This window comes from Achromobacter semiaridum (assembly GCF_053543755.1).
The window spans coordinates 25267-39203 of the sequence record NZ_JBLVOL010000115.1 but is presented as its reverse complement, the minus strand read 5'-3'; the positions used below and the strand labels follow the sequence as shown (position 1 = coordinate 39203).

The window sequence follows — 13937 nt, the reverse complement described above, 5'->3', positions numbered from 1 at the left end:
CCCCCCGCCACGGTCATCCCCATCGTTCCCGATACGCGGCTGGCTCCGCCCGCGCCCAAGACCACCGTCACGGCCGAAGAAGCGCGCAAGATGCTGTCGCGCAATGACTCGCCCGATATCCCCTTTGACGTTGCGGTAAACCCGTATCGCGGGTGCGAGCACGGTTGCGTGTACTGCTATGCGCGGCCTACGCATTCGTACTTGGGCATGTCGCCCGGGCTGGACTTCGAAACCCGTTTGGTGGCAAAGGCAAACGCCGTCGATGCGCTGCGCGCGGAACTCGCGCGCCCTGGCTACAAGCCGTCGCCGATCAACATCGGTTCTGCTACTGACGCCTACCAGCCCATCGAACGCGATTGGCGCCTGACGCGCGGCATGCTGGAGCTGATGCTGGAAACCCGGCACCCCGTCACCATCGTCACGAAAAACGCGCTGGTCGGCCGGGATCTCGATCTGCTTGCAGCGCTGGCCGAGCAGAATCTGGTGGTCGTCTACATCAGCATCACCACGCTGGACGCCGGCATGGCGCGCACGCTGGAGCCGCGTGCCGCAGCGCCCTGGCGGCGGCTGGAAGCCGTGCGCAGCCTCACGGATGCCGGCGTGCCCGTAGGCGTGCTGGTGGCGCCCGTCATTCCGTTCATCAATGATGAATCCATGGAACACATCCTTCAGGAATCCAAGGCGGCCGGCGCGCATTACGCCAGCTACACCGTCTTGCGCCTGCCCTGGGAGGTCAAAACCCTGTTCGAGGATTGGCTTAACGCTCATTACCCGGACCGCGCCCAGCGCGTGCTGCACCGCATAGAAGACCTGCGCAACGGCCGTCGCAACGACCCCAACTTCGGCTCGCGCATGCGCGGCACCGGCATCTGGGCAGACTTGCTGCGCCAGCGCTTCGCCGTCGCGACCCGCAAGCTGGGGCTGAACCGTCACAGGTTGGCGCTGGATTGCGATCGCTTCCAGCCGCCCGTGGCGTCCGGCGCCACGCCGTCTCTGTTCTCGGCGGGTTCGCTTGCAGGGCAGGGCGCGGCGGCGATGGTCGCAGCGGCGCCCTCGGCTAGCGCCCCGGTGGCTGTGCCCGCTGCCGCTGCCGCTGCCGCTACGCCTAGCCCTTCCTCTACCGCTTTCCTATCCCCGGTTGGCGCGCAAGCGTCTTCAGGGGTCCCCCTTTCTGACGGCCTGCCGGCAGTTTCCAGCGGCTACGGCCGTGGTGCGCGCCAGTTGCGCGCGCTGGCAGCCGGCCAGTTGTCGCTGTTCGATTGATCACGGCCGGTTGCCGTGTCGGCCGCTGCGGCGGCGTGGAATCGTTTCTTGAAGGAGTTCTCATGAACACCGCTGATTTTTCCGTTTTGTCAGATGAACTCATCGTCTCGTTGAACCCGCTGCGCCGTGGCGCGTATCGGGCCCGCGCCGCCTGCGTCAAGCTGGCGGGCCTGGCCATGCCGTGGAATACCGCGTCTGCCGGTGACGAACCGCGCCAGCGCAGCCGCTCGGGCACTTCCCCCGCACGCTGGCCGTTCCCGCCCACGCCCGCCCAAGAGGGCGGCTTGGCCGAGCAGGCGGCGACGCGTCGCGTGGCGCCGGCAGTGGCTACGGTACTGGCGCCCGCCGTCAATTCCGCGATGGCTCCCGCCATGTCGCCTGCCATGGCTCCCGCGATGCCGGCGGCGGCGGCGCGCGAGCGCAGTCTGCGCAACGCCACGGTAGAACCCGTAACGTCGCAAGTCACCATGAAGGCCATGGTGCTGGATGTGGTGATGGTGCTGGCGTGGGGCGCGATCATCCCCGGCCTGATGTGGCTGGGCGCCGCCGCCGGCTTCTGAATTGCCGGGTCCCGACGCTAGGCTCAGCGTGGCGGGCTCAGCTGGAACCCAGCAGCACCACGCCCACCAGAATGGACACGCAACCGGCCAGACGGCCCGGCCCGACCTTCTCGCGCAGCAGGAACATGCCGGCCAGGGTGCCCAGCATCATCGACATTTCGCGGGCAGGCGCCACCAGGCTTAACGGCGCGCCGTTGCGCAGCGCATATAGCACCAGGATGTACCCCAGCGGAGACAGCAGGCCCACGGCCAACGCCAGATGCCAGTGGCCGCGCATGGACTGCCAGGCTTGCGCACGCCGGCCCATCATGTGGGGCGTCATCATGGCGGTGCGCGTTACGCACGTGAACCAATCGAACAGCACGGGGCTGATCAACAAGACCTTCACGCCATAGGCGTCGACCACGGTGTAGGCGGCGATGAACAAGCCGATCACCACGCCCCAGCGCACGCCGATCCACGCCTGCGCCTGCTTGAAGATGGTCAAGCGCCCCTGAGTGGCAATCATCAGCACGCCGATCACCACGCACAGCATGCCGACAATGCCGGTGCCGGTGGCGGGTTCGGCCAGCAGCAGGAAGGCTCCCGTGGTGGAAAGCAGCGGGCCGGTGCCTCGCGCAATGGGATACACCACGGACAGGTCTGCCACCTGATAGCCGCGTTGCAGGCAAAGGCTGTAGCCCAGATGCAACAGGCTGGATGTCAGGATGGCCCCGACGACGGGCCATGTCCACGTCATGCCGTCGTGGATCAGCACCCAGATGACCCAGGGGGCGTACAGCAAGGATGCGCACAGCCCGTAGGCAAACACGAAAGGCGCGCCCACCATGGCCGCGCGCTTGGCCAGCAGGTTCCACGTAGCGTGGGCCATCGCCGCCAGGACGACCAATATCAGGGACGTATACGACATGAGGGAACAGCGCCGAATGACGTGTTTGTTACAGAAGCAGCTAGGGTACAGCAAGCTGCCGGAAGGGCGCCATTCTACCCGACGCCCTAGCCGACTTTTGGTGTAGAATCATCGGCTTGCCAAATCTCATCCTCTGCTTGCGGCACCAGTAACAACATCGGTAAAAAACGAACGGCAATAGTTTTAGCCCGCAAAGACAAGATGATCTAGGAGTTCTCATGAACCTTATCGCTATCCTGGAACAGGAAGAAATTGCCCGTCTGACCGGCGGCCAAGCCAAGCCTGAATTTGCTCCTGGTGACACCGTCATCGTGAGCGTGAACGTCGTTGAAGGCACCCGCAAGCGCGTGCAGGCTTTCGAAGGCGTTGTTATCGCCAAGCGCAATCGCGGCCTGAACTCCGCGTTCACCGTGCGCAAGATTTCGTCGGGTGAAGCCGTGGAACGTACGTTCCAGCTGTACTCGCCGCAAATCGCCGGCATCGAAGTCAAGCGCCGCGGCGACGTGCGCCGCGCCAAGCTGTACTACCTGCGCAACCGCTCGGGCAAGTCGGCACGTATCAAGGAAAAGCTGGTCAGCAAGCAAGCCTCGGCGGCTTGATCGCTTATCGGCACACGGCCCTACCAGTGTCGGACGTTCGCGCCATTCAGCGTTTCCGTCCGGCACAGGTTTCCGGGTTAAAAAGGCACCTGCGAGGGTGCCTTTTTCTTTTTGCAAAGCCGTATGTCTGATTCCTCGTATTCTGCGCGGCCTCGACGGCCGCTTGTGCGCCCCGGCTTCGATCCGGCGACGCAACCGTGGGTAGTGGCCAACGATTCTCTGCCGGCCGTACCTGCCAGCTTGTTGACCCCGGATCGCCTGCGGGGCACGCTGAACCGGCCATCCACCTGGACGCTGGAGCTTTCGCGCGACAACGATCTGCGTTACCCCGGCCGCGAGGGCACACCGGTGCCGGCTGCCGTGTTGATTCCGCTGGTCACGCGCGATGACGGCGTACACATCATGTTGACCCAGCGCGCCGCGCATCTGCATGACCACGCCGGGCAGATCAGCTTTCCGGGCGGCCGCATCGAAACCAGCGACTCCACGCCCGTGGCCGCCGCCTTGCGCGAAGCGCAAGAAGAAACCGGATTGCCGGAAGATCATGTGGAAGTGTTGGGCAGCATGCCGCCCTACCTGACGGCGACGGGTTTTTCGATCATTCCCGTGGTGTCGTTGGTGCGGCCCGGTTTTGAACTGGCGCCCGACGCGTTCGAGGTGGCCGAAGTGTTTGAAGTGCCGCTGTCCTTCCTGATGGACCCGGCCAATCATCGGCTGTACGAAGCCAGGCTGGACGACGGGCGCGTGCGCAATTACTACGGGATGCCCTACGGCAAGCATTTCATCTGGGGGGCAACGGCGGGCATGTTGCGCAACCTCTATCACCTGTTGCGCCACGGATTGCAGCCGCGCTGACGGTATGGCCGAAAGCGGGCCGGCCAATCCGCTATTCATCCGTGCAAAAGAAAACGGCCCCTGCGGGCCGTTTTTGTTGTCGTGGCGTGTGCGGCCGTCGTGGTGTCCGTGACCAGCGCGAAATCAATAGCGTTGTTGTCCCGCCAGATTCTCTTCAAGAATGCGCTCGTACAGCGCGTAGCGCAGCGGGTTTATCTTGCCCGCCTGCAAGGCGGCCACCACGCCGCAGCCCGGTTCACGGCGATGCGTGCAATTGTAGAAACGGCATTCCTCGATGGGCTGTGCGAATTCCGGAAAGCCTCGGATGATGTCGTCGCGCGTCAGGTGTTGCAAGCCAAACGCCTGAAACCCGGGCGAATCGATCAGGTCGCCGCCGGGATCCGGCAGGTGATAAAGCCGCGTGCTGGTCGTGGTGTGCTTGCCCATGTCCAGCGCGGTGGAATGTTCGCGCGTGGCGGCGCGTGCGTCTGGAATCAGGGCATTGAGCAGCGTGGACTTGCCCATGCCGCTTTGGCCCAGCAGCAAGTTGGTGCGGCCGGCCAGGCGTGGCGCCAGCAGCGTGTGCACCTTCTCAGGTTCCAGCGCGCTGAGTTCGACGACGGGCACGCCCAACGCCGCGATCGGTGCCAGGCGGGCGCGGGCGGCGGGCAATTCCTCCGTCAGGTCGGTCTTGTTCAGGACGATCAACGGCGAGATGCCGGCGCTCCAGGCACCGGCCAGGGCGCGTCCGGTCAGGTCGTCCGAGAACGTCGGTTGCACCGCGATCACGATCAACAGCTGGTCGACGTTGGAGGCGAACTGCTTGGACCGCATTTCGTCGGACCGGTACAGCAGGTTGGTGCGGGGCAGGATGGCGTCGATCGCGCCTTCGTCCTTGCCTTGCGGCGCGATGCGCACGCGGTCGCCGACGGCGGCGCCGGCCTTCTTGCCGCGCGGGAAGCACTTGCGCAGCGATCCGTCTGCAAGCTCAACGGTGTAGTGGCGCCCGTGCGCGGCGATGATGCGGCCGTCCAGCTGGCCGCCCACGGCGTCGGTCGTGGGCACTGCGACGCCGTTTCTGACATTGCGTGGGGCGCTCATGCGGTGGGCGCCATCAGGTGGCGGATGCGCTCGGCGGCGGGGGGATGGCTGTCGTAGAAGGCGGAATGCACAGGGTCGGGAGTCAGCGTAGCGGCGTTGTCGTCGTAGAGTTTGACCAGCGCGGACACCAGGTGTTGCGGTGAACTCTGCTCGGCCGCATAGCGGTCCGCTTCGAATTCGTCGCGACGCGAGTACCAGCTGGCCAACGGCGTGAACAGGAAAGTAAAAACGGGAATGACCAGGAAGAACAGCAGCAACGCCATCGCGTCGTTGCGTCCGCCCAGTTGGGGCACCACACCCAGGTCCATGTAGAACCAGGGCTGTTGCGATACCCAGCCCAGGATGGCGAAAAAGGCCAGCGCGGCGCCAAAGCTGAACGCAACGCGCTTGATGATGTGGCGCTTGGCGAAATGGCCTAGTTCGTGTGCCAGCACGGCTTCGATCTCGTCGCCGTTCAGACGTGCCAGCAGCGTGTCGAAAAACACGATGCGGCGCGACCGCCCGAAGCCGGTGAAGTAGGCATTGCCGTGCGCCGACCGGCGCGAGCCGTCCATCACGAACAGGCCGTTCAGCGCGAAGCCGCAGCGCTGCGCCAGCCGTTGGATGCGGCCGGCCAGATCCGGGTCGGACAGCGGCGTGAACTTGTTGAAAAGCGGGGCAATGAACATCGGGTAGACGATCAGCAGCGCCAGGTTGAACACCGTCCACAGCGCCCACGCCCAGACCCACCAGTAGGCCCCCGCGCTGCCCATCAACCCCAGCACGGCCGCGGCCAGCGGCAGGCCCAGCACGGCGGCCACCAGCAGGCCCTTGGCCGTGTCGGCAATGAATAGTTCGGGGGTCATCCGGTTGAAGCCAAAACGTGCCTCCAGCTTGAACTGCCGCCACAGCGTGAAAGGCAGGCCCAGCACGCCCAGCACCAGCGCCACCACGACCAGCAAAAGCATCTGGCGCAAAAAGTCATTGCTGGTAAGCTGCCCAACCATCAGGTCGATGAATTGCAACCCGCCCATCAATGTCAGGCAGACCAGCAAAATGGCGTCGTAGGTGCGTTCAAGCATGCCCAGTTTGACGCGAGCGATGGTGTAATCGGCCGCGCGCTGATGGCTGGTCAGGCCGATACGAGGCGAGAACTCATCCGGCACGCGATCACGGTTACGCGCAACGTGGCGGATCTGGCGACCGGCCAGCCACAGGCGCACGGCAATATCGGCCAGCAGGAAAGCAACGAACAGCAGTGTGAACATGGGCGAAGCGTTTTGCTCAGTAGGGATGTGCGAAAATCGCGTGTTTTATAGGCAAATTATATGGCTGTGAACGAAAATCGCCTGGTCTGGCTGGACATGGAAATGACCGGGCTGGATCCTGAGAAAGAACGCATCATCGAGGTGGCCGTCGTGGTGACGGAACCCGACCTGACGGTCGTGGCCGAAGGCCCGGTGCTGGTTGTCCACCAGCCCGACAGCCTGCTCGACGCCATGGACAACTGGAATAAATCCACGCACGGCAAAAGCGGCCTGATCGACAAGGTGCGCGCGTCCACGGTGTCCGAAGCGCAGGCAGAGGATACGCTCTTGGCGTTTCTGGCGCAGCATGTGCCTCCGGGTAAATCGCCGTTGTGCGGCAATACCATCAGCCAGGACCGCCGCTTCATGTTTGCGTACATGCCGCGCCTGGAGCAGTTCTTCCACTATCGCAACCTGGATGTCAGCACGCTCAAGGAACTGGCGCGCCGCTGGGCGCCGGCCGTCTACAAGGGCTTCGAGAAAAAGAGCCGCCACGAAGCGCTGGCCGACATCTATGAGTCCATCGACGAACTCAAGTACTACCGTGAGCACCTGCTGAAGGTGTAGGGCGGGCGGCATCGAAACGGCCCTGATCACTGGGCCGCATTCTGGGGCCGCATTCTGGGGCCGCATTCTGTGGCCTATTCATCGGGCCTATTCATCGGGCCACATTCATCGGGCCGCATTCATCGGGCCGCATTCCGCTAGCCGCATTCACCCCCAGTCATGAGCGGGCAGGGGCCTTGACCCGCCCGCGGCACCGCCTGTCAGGTCGGCCGCCCGCCGAAACGGGATTCCACCTCGGCCGTCAACGGCGTATACCGCGCGTTATCCTGTCCGGCGCGCGCGTTCAGGTGCGTCTCCGACGCGTCAAATACCTTCCAGTAGATTCTTCCGCACAGCGCGCGCGCGGCGTGGCCCGGCCAGTTGTCGGGCAGCATGGGGGCAGGCAATTGGGGGTCGTGTAGAACGATCCGGCGCCAATTGTGCAGCAGCATGACCCGTACGACGAACGCGTCGGCGGGCGGCGGCGCCTCATCCAGCAACTTTTCCAGCGGGCCAAAGTTGCGGGAGAACTGGCGGTACTGCTCAGCCACGTCGTCCAGGTTCCAGCATTGCGAGGCCAGGCTGGCAATCGGCAGGCCGCCGGCGCCGGCCAGGTCCCGGGCGGACAGCACCAGCGCCCGATCCGGGATACCCAGCTTTTCAAGAATGTCGTGCGCGGCCCGTGCCTCGGTGTGCGGGTGCGCGAACAAGCCCGGCGCGATCATGCCGAACCCTTCCCAGACCAATTCCCGACGCAATTCGGCGCGCTCGGCCAGCCCGTTGCCCGTACGCGGCAGCGCCACCAACGTCCATTCCCCGTTCCAGTCCTGCGTCGCACCTTCGTAGATGCGCTGCGAGGCATGCGCGGTATGTCGCAGCCCCTGTTCCGAAATCAAGTACAGGCTGCGCCGGCCATGCCGCTCGGATTGCAACCAGTTTTGCGCCACCAACCGGAAAACGCTCGTGCGCAGGAGGCGCTCATTGATACCAAGCGGGGCCAGCAGTTCGATCAGGTCGCCCAGCCAGATGGCGCCGCCGTGTGGCGCCAACGCGTCCCCCAGCAGGCTGACGCAGAGCGATTTGGCGCGAGGCGGGTCGCTTTTCAACAAGCGGGACAGGAAACGGTCCAAAGGCGACGTAGGGTTTGCCATAAGGGGGGCCGCATGCGGCCGATATCAGGATCCGCAATATGATACATAAATCCAATGTGATACAGCTTTGCGTTTGACAATGGTTTTTTTGTATTAAATAATCCGCCTATGACATGACGGCACTGCGGAACGTTTGCCTTGCGATTTCGCAAACCGTCTCAAGGAGACAAACATGTACGCTCAACTCGTCGAAACCGGCGTCAAACAGGTCAAAACCGCTGACCAGCTTGAAGGCCCCGAACAGACGTTCCAGCGCCGCATAGACGATGGCGTGCGCATCGAGGCCAAGGACTGGATGCCCGATGCTTACCGCAAGACGCTGGTGCGCCAGATCTCGCAACACGCGCACTCGGAAATCGTCGGCATGCTGCCCGAAGGCAACTGGATCACGCGGGCCCCGTCGCTCAAGCGCAAGGCGATCCTGCTGGCCAAGGTGCAGGACGAGGCCGGCCACGGGCTGTACCTGTACAGCGCCGCCGAGACACTGGGCGTGTCGCGCGATGATCTGATCGACGACCTGCACGCGGGCCGCGCCAAATACTCCAGCATCTTCAATTACCCGACCCTTAGCTGGGCGGACATCGGCATGATCGGCTGGCTGGTCGATGGTTCGGCCATCATCAACCAGATTCCGCTGTGCCGCTGTTCCTACGGCCCCTACGCGCGCGCCATGGTTCGCGTCTGTAAGGAAGAATCCTTCCACCAGCGCCAGGGCTACGACCTGCTGATGCAGATGTGCCTGCATGGCACGCCCGAGCAAAAGGCGATGGTGCAGGATTCGCTGAATCGCTGGTGGTGGCCGGCCCTGATGATGTTCGGCCCGTCCGACGCCGATTCGCCCAACAGCGCGCAGTCGATGGCATGGAAGATCAAGCTTTTCTCCAACGACGAGCTGCGCCAGAAAATGGTGGACCAGACCGTGCCGCAGGCCGAATACCTGGGGCTGACCGTGCCGGACCCTGACCTGAAGTGGAACGCGGAGCGCGGCCACTACGACTTCGGCGAGATCGACTGGAGCGAGTTCTACGCTGTGCTCAAGGGCAATGGGCCGTGCAACCGCGAACGCCTGGCCGCGCGCGTCAAGGCGCACGAAGACGGCGCCTGGGTGCGCGACGCATTGGTCGCTTACGCGGACAAGAAGGCGCAACGCAAGGCCGCTTGAGGCGGTCAGCAACGCCTGCCCGTCCGCAACCCGCGCCTGCAACCCGCGTCCGCATCCCGCGCCGCAACCCTTGCTGCAACCCATACCGCAACCTTCACTGCATACCGGTGCGCGCCGCGCGCGCCCGGCATTTCAAGGATATCCATCATGAGCAAAGACTGGCCTTTGTGGGAAGTGTTCATCCGCAGCCAGCACGGCCTGGCCCACAAGCACGTCGGCAGCCTGCATGCCCCGGACGCCGAAATGGCGATCAATCACGCGCGTGACGTCTACACGCGCCGCAACGAAGGTCTGAGCATCTGGGTCGTGCGCGCCTCGGACATCTCGGCCAGCAGCCCCGGCGACAAGGAACCATTGTTCGAACCGGCCAACAGCAAGGTCTACCGGCATCCCACGTTTTTCCCGATGCCCGAAGAAATCAAGCACATGTAAGGCGGCAGGCAGACATGGACAAGACTCTGTTTGAATACCTGCTGCGCCTGGGCGATTCGTCGCTGATCCTGTCGCAGCGCCTGGGTGCGTGGACCGGGCACGGCCCCATCCTGGAAGAAGACCTGGCGCTGACCAATACCGCGCTGGACCTGTTGGGCCAGGCGCGAATGTGGCTGACGCTGGCGGGCGAAGTCGAAGGGGCGGGCCGCGACGAAGACGCGCTGGCCTACCACCGCGACGCACACCAGTTCCACAACGTGCTGCTGGTCGAACGCGCCAATGGCAACTATGCCGACACCATGGCGCGCCAGTTCCTGTTCGACGTCTGGCACTACTTCCTGCTGCAACGCCTGGAGCAATCCTCCGACGAACGCGTTGCCGCCATTGCCGCCAAGTCCATCAAGGAAGTCACCTACCACGTGCGCCGTTCGTCGGACATGGTGGTGCGCCTGGGTGACGGCACCGACGAAAGCCACGCCAAGATGCAGGCCGCCATCGACGACGCCTGGCGCTTTACCGGCGAACTGTTCGCCGACGACGCCGTCGACCAGGACGTGGCCACGCGCGGCATCGGCTGCGAACTGGCCGCGCTGCGCGAACCGTGGCTGGCACACGTGCGCGAAGTGCTGCAAGAAGCCACGCTGACCGTTCCGGATGAAACCGCCGCCAATCATCTGGCCTACCGGGGTGGCCGCCAGGGCAAGCACACCGAAGCGCTGGGCTACGTGCTGGCCGAAATGCAGCACCTGCCGCGTGCCTACCCGGGAGCCACCTGGTGAACGCGCTGGCGCCCGTTTCCGCCGACCAGGTCTATGCCTGGCTGCACGAGGTCCCCGACCCGGAGATCCCCGTGCTGTCCGTGGTGGACCTGGGCGTGGTGCGTGAGGTGACCTGGGAGGGCGACACCTGTGTCGTCGTCATCACCCCCACGTATTCCGGCTGCCCGGCCATGCGCGAAATCACGCAGGACATCCAGCAGACGCTGGCGCGCCATGGCGTGGCCGACGTCCGTGTCGACACGCGCCTGGCGCCCGCCTGGACCACCGACTGGATGAGCGAAAAGGGCCGCGAAGCCCTCAAGGGCTACGGCATCGCCGCGCCCGCCGAGCGCGCCATCGATATTTCGGGCATCAGCCGCCGCGCTGTCGCGCCCGCCATCGCATGCCCGCGCTGCGGCTCGCGCGATACGCGGATGGTCAGCAACTTCGGGTCCACGTCGTGCAAGGCGCTGTATCGCTGCGTGTCTTGCCGCGAACCCTTCGACTATTTCAAGACTCACTGAGAGCGGTTTCAAGATGAGCAACCAATTTCATTCCTTGAAGGTGGCCTCGGTGGCGCGCAACACGCGCGATGCCGTGGTGGTGACCTTCGATCTGCCCGACACGCTGTCCGACGAGTTTGCCTTCCTGCCGGGGCAGTACCTGACCCTGCGCACGCAACTGAACGGCGAAGAGCTGCGCCGCTCGTACTCGATCTGTTCCGCGCCGCACGACAAGCTGCTGCGCGTGGCCATCAAAAAGGTCGACGAAGGCGCGTTCTCCAGCTGGGCCAACCACGAGCTGCAACCCGGCCAGACGCTGGAAGTGATGGCGCCCGCCGGCAACTTCACGGTGGATTTCTCGCCCGAGAACCAGCGCCATTACGTCGCCTTCGCGGTGGGCAGCGGCATCACGCCGGTGTTCTCGCTGGTGAAAACCGCGCTGTCCACCGAACCGCGCAGCAAGTTCACGCTGTTCTTCGGCAACCGCGCGTCGTCGGCCGTGCTGTTCCGCGAAGAAATCGAAGATCTTAAGAACCTGTACATGGAGCGCTTCTCGCTGGTGTACGTGATGAGCCGCGAGACGCAGGACATTGAACTGTTCAACGGCCGCCTGGATGGCGACAAGGTCGATCAATTGATGTCGGCCTGGATGAGCCCCGAGGACATCGATTACGCTTTTGTCTGTGGTCCGCAGACCATGACCGAAAGCGTGGTCGAGCGGCTGCAAGCGCGCGGCATTCCGAAGTCGAACATCAAATTCGAATTGTTCGGCGCGCCCAAGGGGCCGCGCGCATTGCGCACCGGCCACGACGCGCCGCAGGCGCCGGGCAAGGGCCAGTGCGAGGTGACCGTGGTGCAAGACGGCCACAGCCGCATGTTTGTGATCGATAAGAATAAAGACAGCGTGCTGGACTCGGCGCTGGCGCAGGGAATCGAGCTGCCCTATTCGTGCAAGGGCGGCGTGTGTTCCACCTGCCGCTGCAAGGTCATTGAAGGCGAAGTGGATATGGACGCCAACTTTGCCCTGGAAGACTACGAAGTGGCGCGCGGTTTCGTATTGAGCTGCCAGAGCTTTCCGGTCAGCGACCGCCTGGTTATCGACTTCGACCAGGAAACCTGACGCGGCCCGTGCCAGTCAGACACCCCTAATTCATTGGAGAGACAAGCGTGTCCCAAAAATTCTTTGAACGTCACCAGCCCGTGCTGGAACAATCCCTGGCGGCGGCCGCGCTGCGCGGCTACTGGAGCCCCTTTGCCGAATCGCCCAGCCCGCGCAACTATGGCGAAACCGCCAACGACGACGGCCGCGCCGCCTTCGAAGCCCTTAAGGGCAAGCCGTTTCCCTTGAACCTGCACGACGCCGACGGCACCGTGGGCGGCGAGAAATCGCCCTACGGTTTTGACCTTGGCATCACGTACCCGCATGTGCCGGTCGACAAGCTGATCAGTGCGTCCAAGCGCGCGCTGGAAGATTGGCGCCGCGCCGGTCCGCAAGCCTGGGTGGGCGTGTCGCTGGAAATCCTGGCGCGCCTGAACAAGCTCAGCTTCGAAATTGCCTACGCCGTGCAGCACACCACCGGCCAGGGGTTCATGATGGCCTTCCAGGCCGGCGGCCCGCACGCGCAAGACCGCGGCTTTGAAGCGGTGACCTACGCATGGCAGGAAATGTCGCGCATTCCGGGCGTGGCGATGTGGGAAAAGCCGCAAGGCAAGAACGACCCGATCCGCATGGAAAAGCAGTTCACCGTGGTGCCGCGCGGCGTGGCGTTGGTGATCGGCTGCTCGACGTTTCCCACGTGGAACGGCTACCCCGGTATGTTCGCCAGCCTGGCCACGGGCAACACGGTTATCGTCAAGCCGCACCCGGGCGCGATCCTGCCGCTGGCCATCACCGTGAAGGTTGCGCGCGAAGTGCTGCAAGAGGCCGGCTTTGACCCCGATGTGGTGTTGCTGGCCGCGCATGAAGCGGGCGACGACACGGCGCAGAAGCTGGCGCTGGACCCGGCCGTCAAGATCGTGGACTTCACCGGCAGCACCGCCAACGGCAACTGGCTGGAAGATAACGCCCGCCAGGCGCTGGTCTACACCGAGAAGGCCGGCGTCAACCAGGTCATCATCGATTCCACCGACGACTTGAAGGGCGTGGCGCGCAACCTGGCGTTCTCGCTGGCGTTGTACTCGGGCCAGATGTGCACGGCGCCGCAAAACATCTACGTGCCGCGCGACGGCATCAACACGCCCGAAGGCCGCGTCAGCTTTGACGACGTCGCCGCCGCCTTGGGCGTTGCATTGGAAAAGCTGGGCGCCGACGCCGCCCGCGCCGTGGAATTGACGGGCGCCATCCAGAACGACGGCATCGTCCAGCGCATCGAAAAGGCCCGCGCGCTGGGCCTGCCTGTGGTGGCGGACAGCAAGACGCTGACGCACCCGCAGTTTGAAAATGCCCGCGTGCGCACGCCGCTGCTGCTGCGTACGGAAGCCGGCAACGCCGCCATCAGCCAGGAATGGTTTGGCCCGATCGCCTTCGTGGTGGCCACGGACTCCACCGCCCACAGCGTCCAGCTGGCGCGTGACAGCGTCATTCAGCACGGCGCGCTGTCGCTGTCTGCCTACACCACCGACCCGCAAGTGGCCGACCAGGTGCAGGACGCGGCTGAAGTGTCCGGCGTGTCGTTGTCGCTGAACCTGACGGGCGCGGTGTTCGTCAACCAGACCGCGGCCTTCAGCGACTTCCACGGCACCGGCGCCAACCCGGCCGCCAACGCCGCGCTGTCCGACACCGCCTTCGTGTCGAACCGCTTCCGCGTGGTGCAAACCCGCCGTCACGTCTAA

14 protein-coding genes and 1 pseudogene are annotated in these 13937 nt (G+C 64.4%); 11 read left to right on the top strand and 4 right to left on the bottom strand.

Annotated elements, in window-relative coordinates; translation table 11 throughout:
• Positions 1-1038: pseudogene (locus ACNPP0_RS24545) on the top strand (PA0069 family radical SAM protein); the annotation flags it as partial.
• Positions 1039-1325: 287 nt separating this feature from the next.
• Positions 1326-1823 (top strand): hypothetical protein, encoded by a 498-nt coding sequence (locus ACNPP0_RS24540; RefSeq protein ID WP_448707258.1) that lies wholly within the window; start codon positions 1326-1328, stop codon positions 1821-1823.
• Between the two features lie 37 nt (positions 1824-1860).
• Here ACNPP0_RS24540 and ACNPP0_RS24535 read toward each other — a convergent pair whose 3' ends face one another.
• Positions 1861-2733: an EamA family transporter gene (locus ACNPP0_RS24535; RefSeq protein WP_448707257.1), complete on the bottom strand. Its 873-nt coding sequence runs from the start codon at positions 2731-2733 to the stop codon at positions 1861-1863.
• Positions 2734-2951: 218 nt separating this feature from the next.
• On the opposite strand from ACNPP0_RS24535, the gene rplS reads away from it, so the two are divergent.
• Entirely contained in the window at positions 2952-3332 is a 381-nt protein-coding gene (gene rplS, locus ACNPP0_RS24530) for a 50S ribosomal protein L19 (RefSeq protein WP_006218237.1), read from the top strand.
• A gap of 123 nt (positions 3333-3455) precedes the next feature.
• On the top strand, positions 3456-4187 hold the full coding sequence (locus ACNPP0_RS24525; protein ID WP_448707256.1) for a CoA pyrophosphatase: 732 nt from the start codon (positions 3456-3458) through the stop codon (positions 4185-4187).
• A gap of 123 nt (positions 4188-4310) precedes the next feature.
• Here the strand turns inward: ACNPP0_RS24525 and rsgA are convergent, their stop codons facing one another.
• Together rsgA and ACNPP0_RS24515 are read right to left on the bottom strand one after the other, a co-directional pair.
• The gene (gene rsgA, locus ACNPP0_RS24520; RefSeq protein ID WP_332610454.1) at positions 4311-5267 is read right to left on the bottom strand and encodes a ribosome small subunit-dependent GTPase A; all 957 of its coding nucleotides are present in this window, start codon (positions 5265-5267) and stop codon (positions 4311-4313) included.
• Positions 5264-6514, bottom strand: coding sequence for a M48 family metallopeptidase (locus tag ACNPP0_RS24515; RefSeq protein ID WP_448707255.1), 1251 nt, complete (start codon positions 6512-6514; stop codon positions 5264-5266). The genes rsgA and ACNPP0_RS24515 overlap by 4 nt, the downstream gene beginning before the upstream one ends.
• A gap of 60 nt (positions 6515-6574) precedes the next feature.
• Between ACNPP0_RS24515 and orn the strand changes: the two genes are divergently transcribed.
• Positions 6575-7120 (top strand): oligoribonuclease, encoded by a 546-nt coding sequence (gene orn / locus ACNPP0_RS24510; protein ID WP_448707254.1) that lies wholly within the window; start codon positions 6575-6577, stop codon positions 7118-7120.
• Positions 7121-7320: 200 nt separating this feature from the next.
• On the opposite strand, the gene paaX is transcribed toward orn, so the two are convergent.
• On the bottom strand, positions 7321-8250 hold the full coding sequence (gene paaX / locus ACNPP0_RS24505) for a phenylacetic acid degradation operon negative regulatory protein PaaX (protein ID WP_332610451.1): 930 nt from the start codon (positions 8248-8250) through the stop codon (positions 7321-7323).
• 172 nt (positions 8251-8422) lie between these two features.
• Here paaX and paaA point away from each other — a divergent pair, with 172 nt between their 5' ends.
• From paaA to paaN, 6 genes are all read left to right on the top strand, one after another.
• Positions 8423-9412, top strand: a complete 990-nt coding sequence (gene paaA / locus ACNPP0_RS24500) for a 1,2-phenylacetyl-CoA epoxidase subunit PaaA (protein ID WP_050447890.1) — start codon at positions 8423-8425, stop codon at positions 9410-9412.
• A 147-nt stretch (positions 9413-9559) separates the two neighbouring features.
• Positions 9560-9844, top strand: a complete 285-nt coding sequence (gene paaB, locus ACNPP0_RS24495; protein WP_006218245.1) for a 1,2-phenylacetyl-CoA epoxidase subunit PaaB — start codon at positions 9560-9562, stop codon at positions 9842-9844.
• A 14-nt stretch (positions 9845-9858) separates the two neighbouring features.
• Positions 9859-10623 (top strand): 1,2-phenylacetyl-CoA epoxidase subunit PaaC, encoded by a 765-nt coding sequence (paaC, locus tag ACNPP0_RS24490; protein WP_332610450.1) that lies wholly within the window; start codon positions 9859-9861, stop codon positions 10621-10623.
• Entirely contained in the window at positions 10620-11126 is a 507-nt protein-coding gene (paaD, locus tag ACNPP0_RS24485) for a 1,2-phenylacetyl-CoA epoxidase subunit PaaD (protein ID WP_332610449.1), read from the top strand. The genes paaC and paaD overlap by 4 nt, the downstream gene beginning before the upstream one ends.
• 13 nt (positions 11127-11139) lie before the next feature.
• Positions 11140-12225: a 1,2-phenylacetyl-CoA epoxidase subunit PaaE gene (gene paaE, locus ACNPP0_RS24480; RefSeq protein WP_332610448.1), complete on the top strand. Its 1086-nt coding sequence runs from the start codon at positions 11140-11142 to the stop codon at positions 12223-12225.
• Positions 12226-12272: 47 nt separating this feature from the next.
• The gene (paaN, locus tag ACNPP0_RS24475; RefSeq protein WP_448707253.1) at positions 12273-13937 is read left to right on the top strand and encodes a phenylacetic acid degradation protein PaaN; all 1665 of its coding nucleotides are present in this window, start codon (positions 12273-12275) and stop codon (positions 13935-13937) included.

Bases quoted from the DNA above. Each gene is read 5' to 3' on its own strand.
- ACNPP0_RS24540 (WP_448707258.1), top strand. From the start codon at position 1,326: ATGAACACCGCTGATTTTTCCGTTTTGTCAGATGAACTCATCGTCTCG.
- ACNPP0_RS24535 (WP_448707257.1), bottom strand. From the start codon at position 2,733: ATGTCGTATACGTCCCTGATATTGGTCGTCCTGGCGGCGATGGCCCAC.
- rplS (WP_006218237.1), top strand. From the start codon at position 2,952: ATGAACCTTATCGCTATCCTGGAACAGGAAGAAATTGCCCGTCTGACC.
- ACNPP0_RS24525 (WP_448707256.1), top strand. From the start codon at position 3,456: ATGTCTGATTCCTCGTATTCTGCGCGGCCTCGACGGCCGCTTGTGCGC.
- rsgA (WP_332610454.1), bottom strand. From the start codon at position 5,267: ATGAGCGCCCCACGCAATGTCAGAAACGGCGTCGCAGTGCCCACGACC.
- ACNPP0_RS24515 (WP_448707255.1), bottom strand. From the start codon at position 6,514: ATGTTCACACTGCTGTTCGTTGCTTTCCTGCTGGCCGATATTGCCGTG.
- orn (WP_448707254.1), top strand. From the start codon at position 6,575: ATGGCTGTGAACGAAAATCGCCTGGTCTGGCTGGACATGGAAATGACC.
- paaX (WP_332610451.1), bottom strand. From the start codon at position 8,250: ATGGCAAACCCTACGTCGCCTTTGGACCGTTTCCTGTCCCGCTTGTTG.
- paaA (WP_050447890.1), top strand. From the start codon at position 8,423: ATGTACGCTCAACTCGTCGAAACCGGCGTCAAACAGGTCAAAACCGCT.
- paaB (WP_006218245.1), top strand. From the start codon at position 9,560: ATGAGCAAAGACTGGCCTTTGTGGGAAGTGTTCATCCGCAGCCAGCAC.
- paaC (WP_332610450.1), top strand. From the start codon at position 9,859: ATGGACAAGACTCTGTTTGAATACCTGCTGCGCCTGGGCGATTCGTCG.
- paaE (WP_332610448.1), top strand. From the start codon at position 11,140: ATGAGCAACCAATTTCATTCCTTGAAGGTGGCCTCGGTGGCGCGCAAC.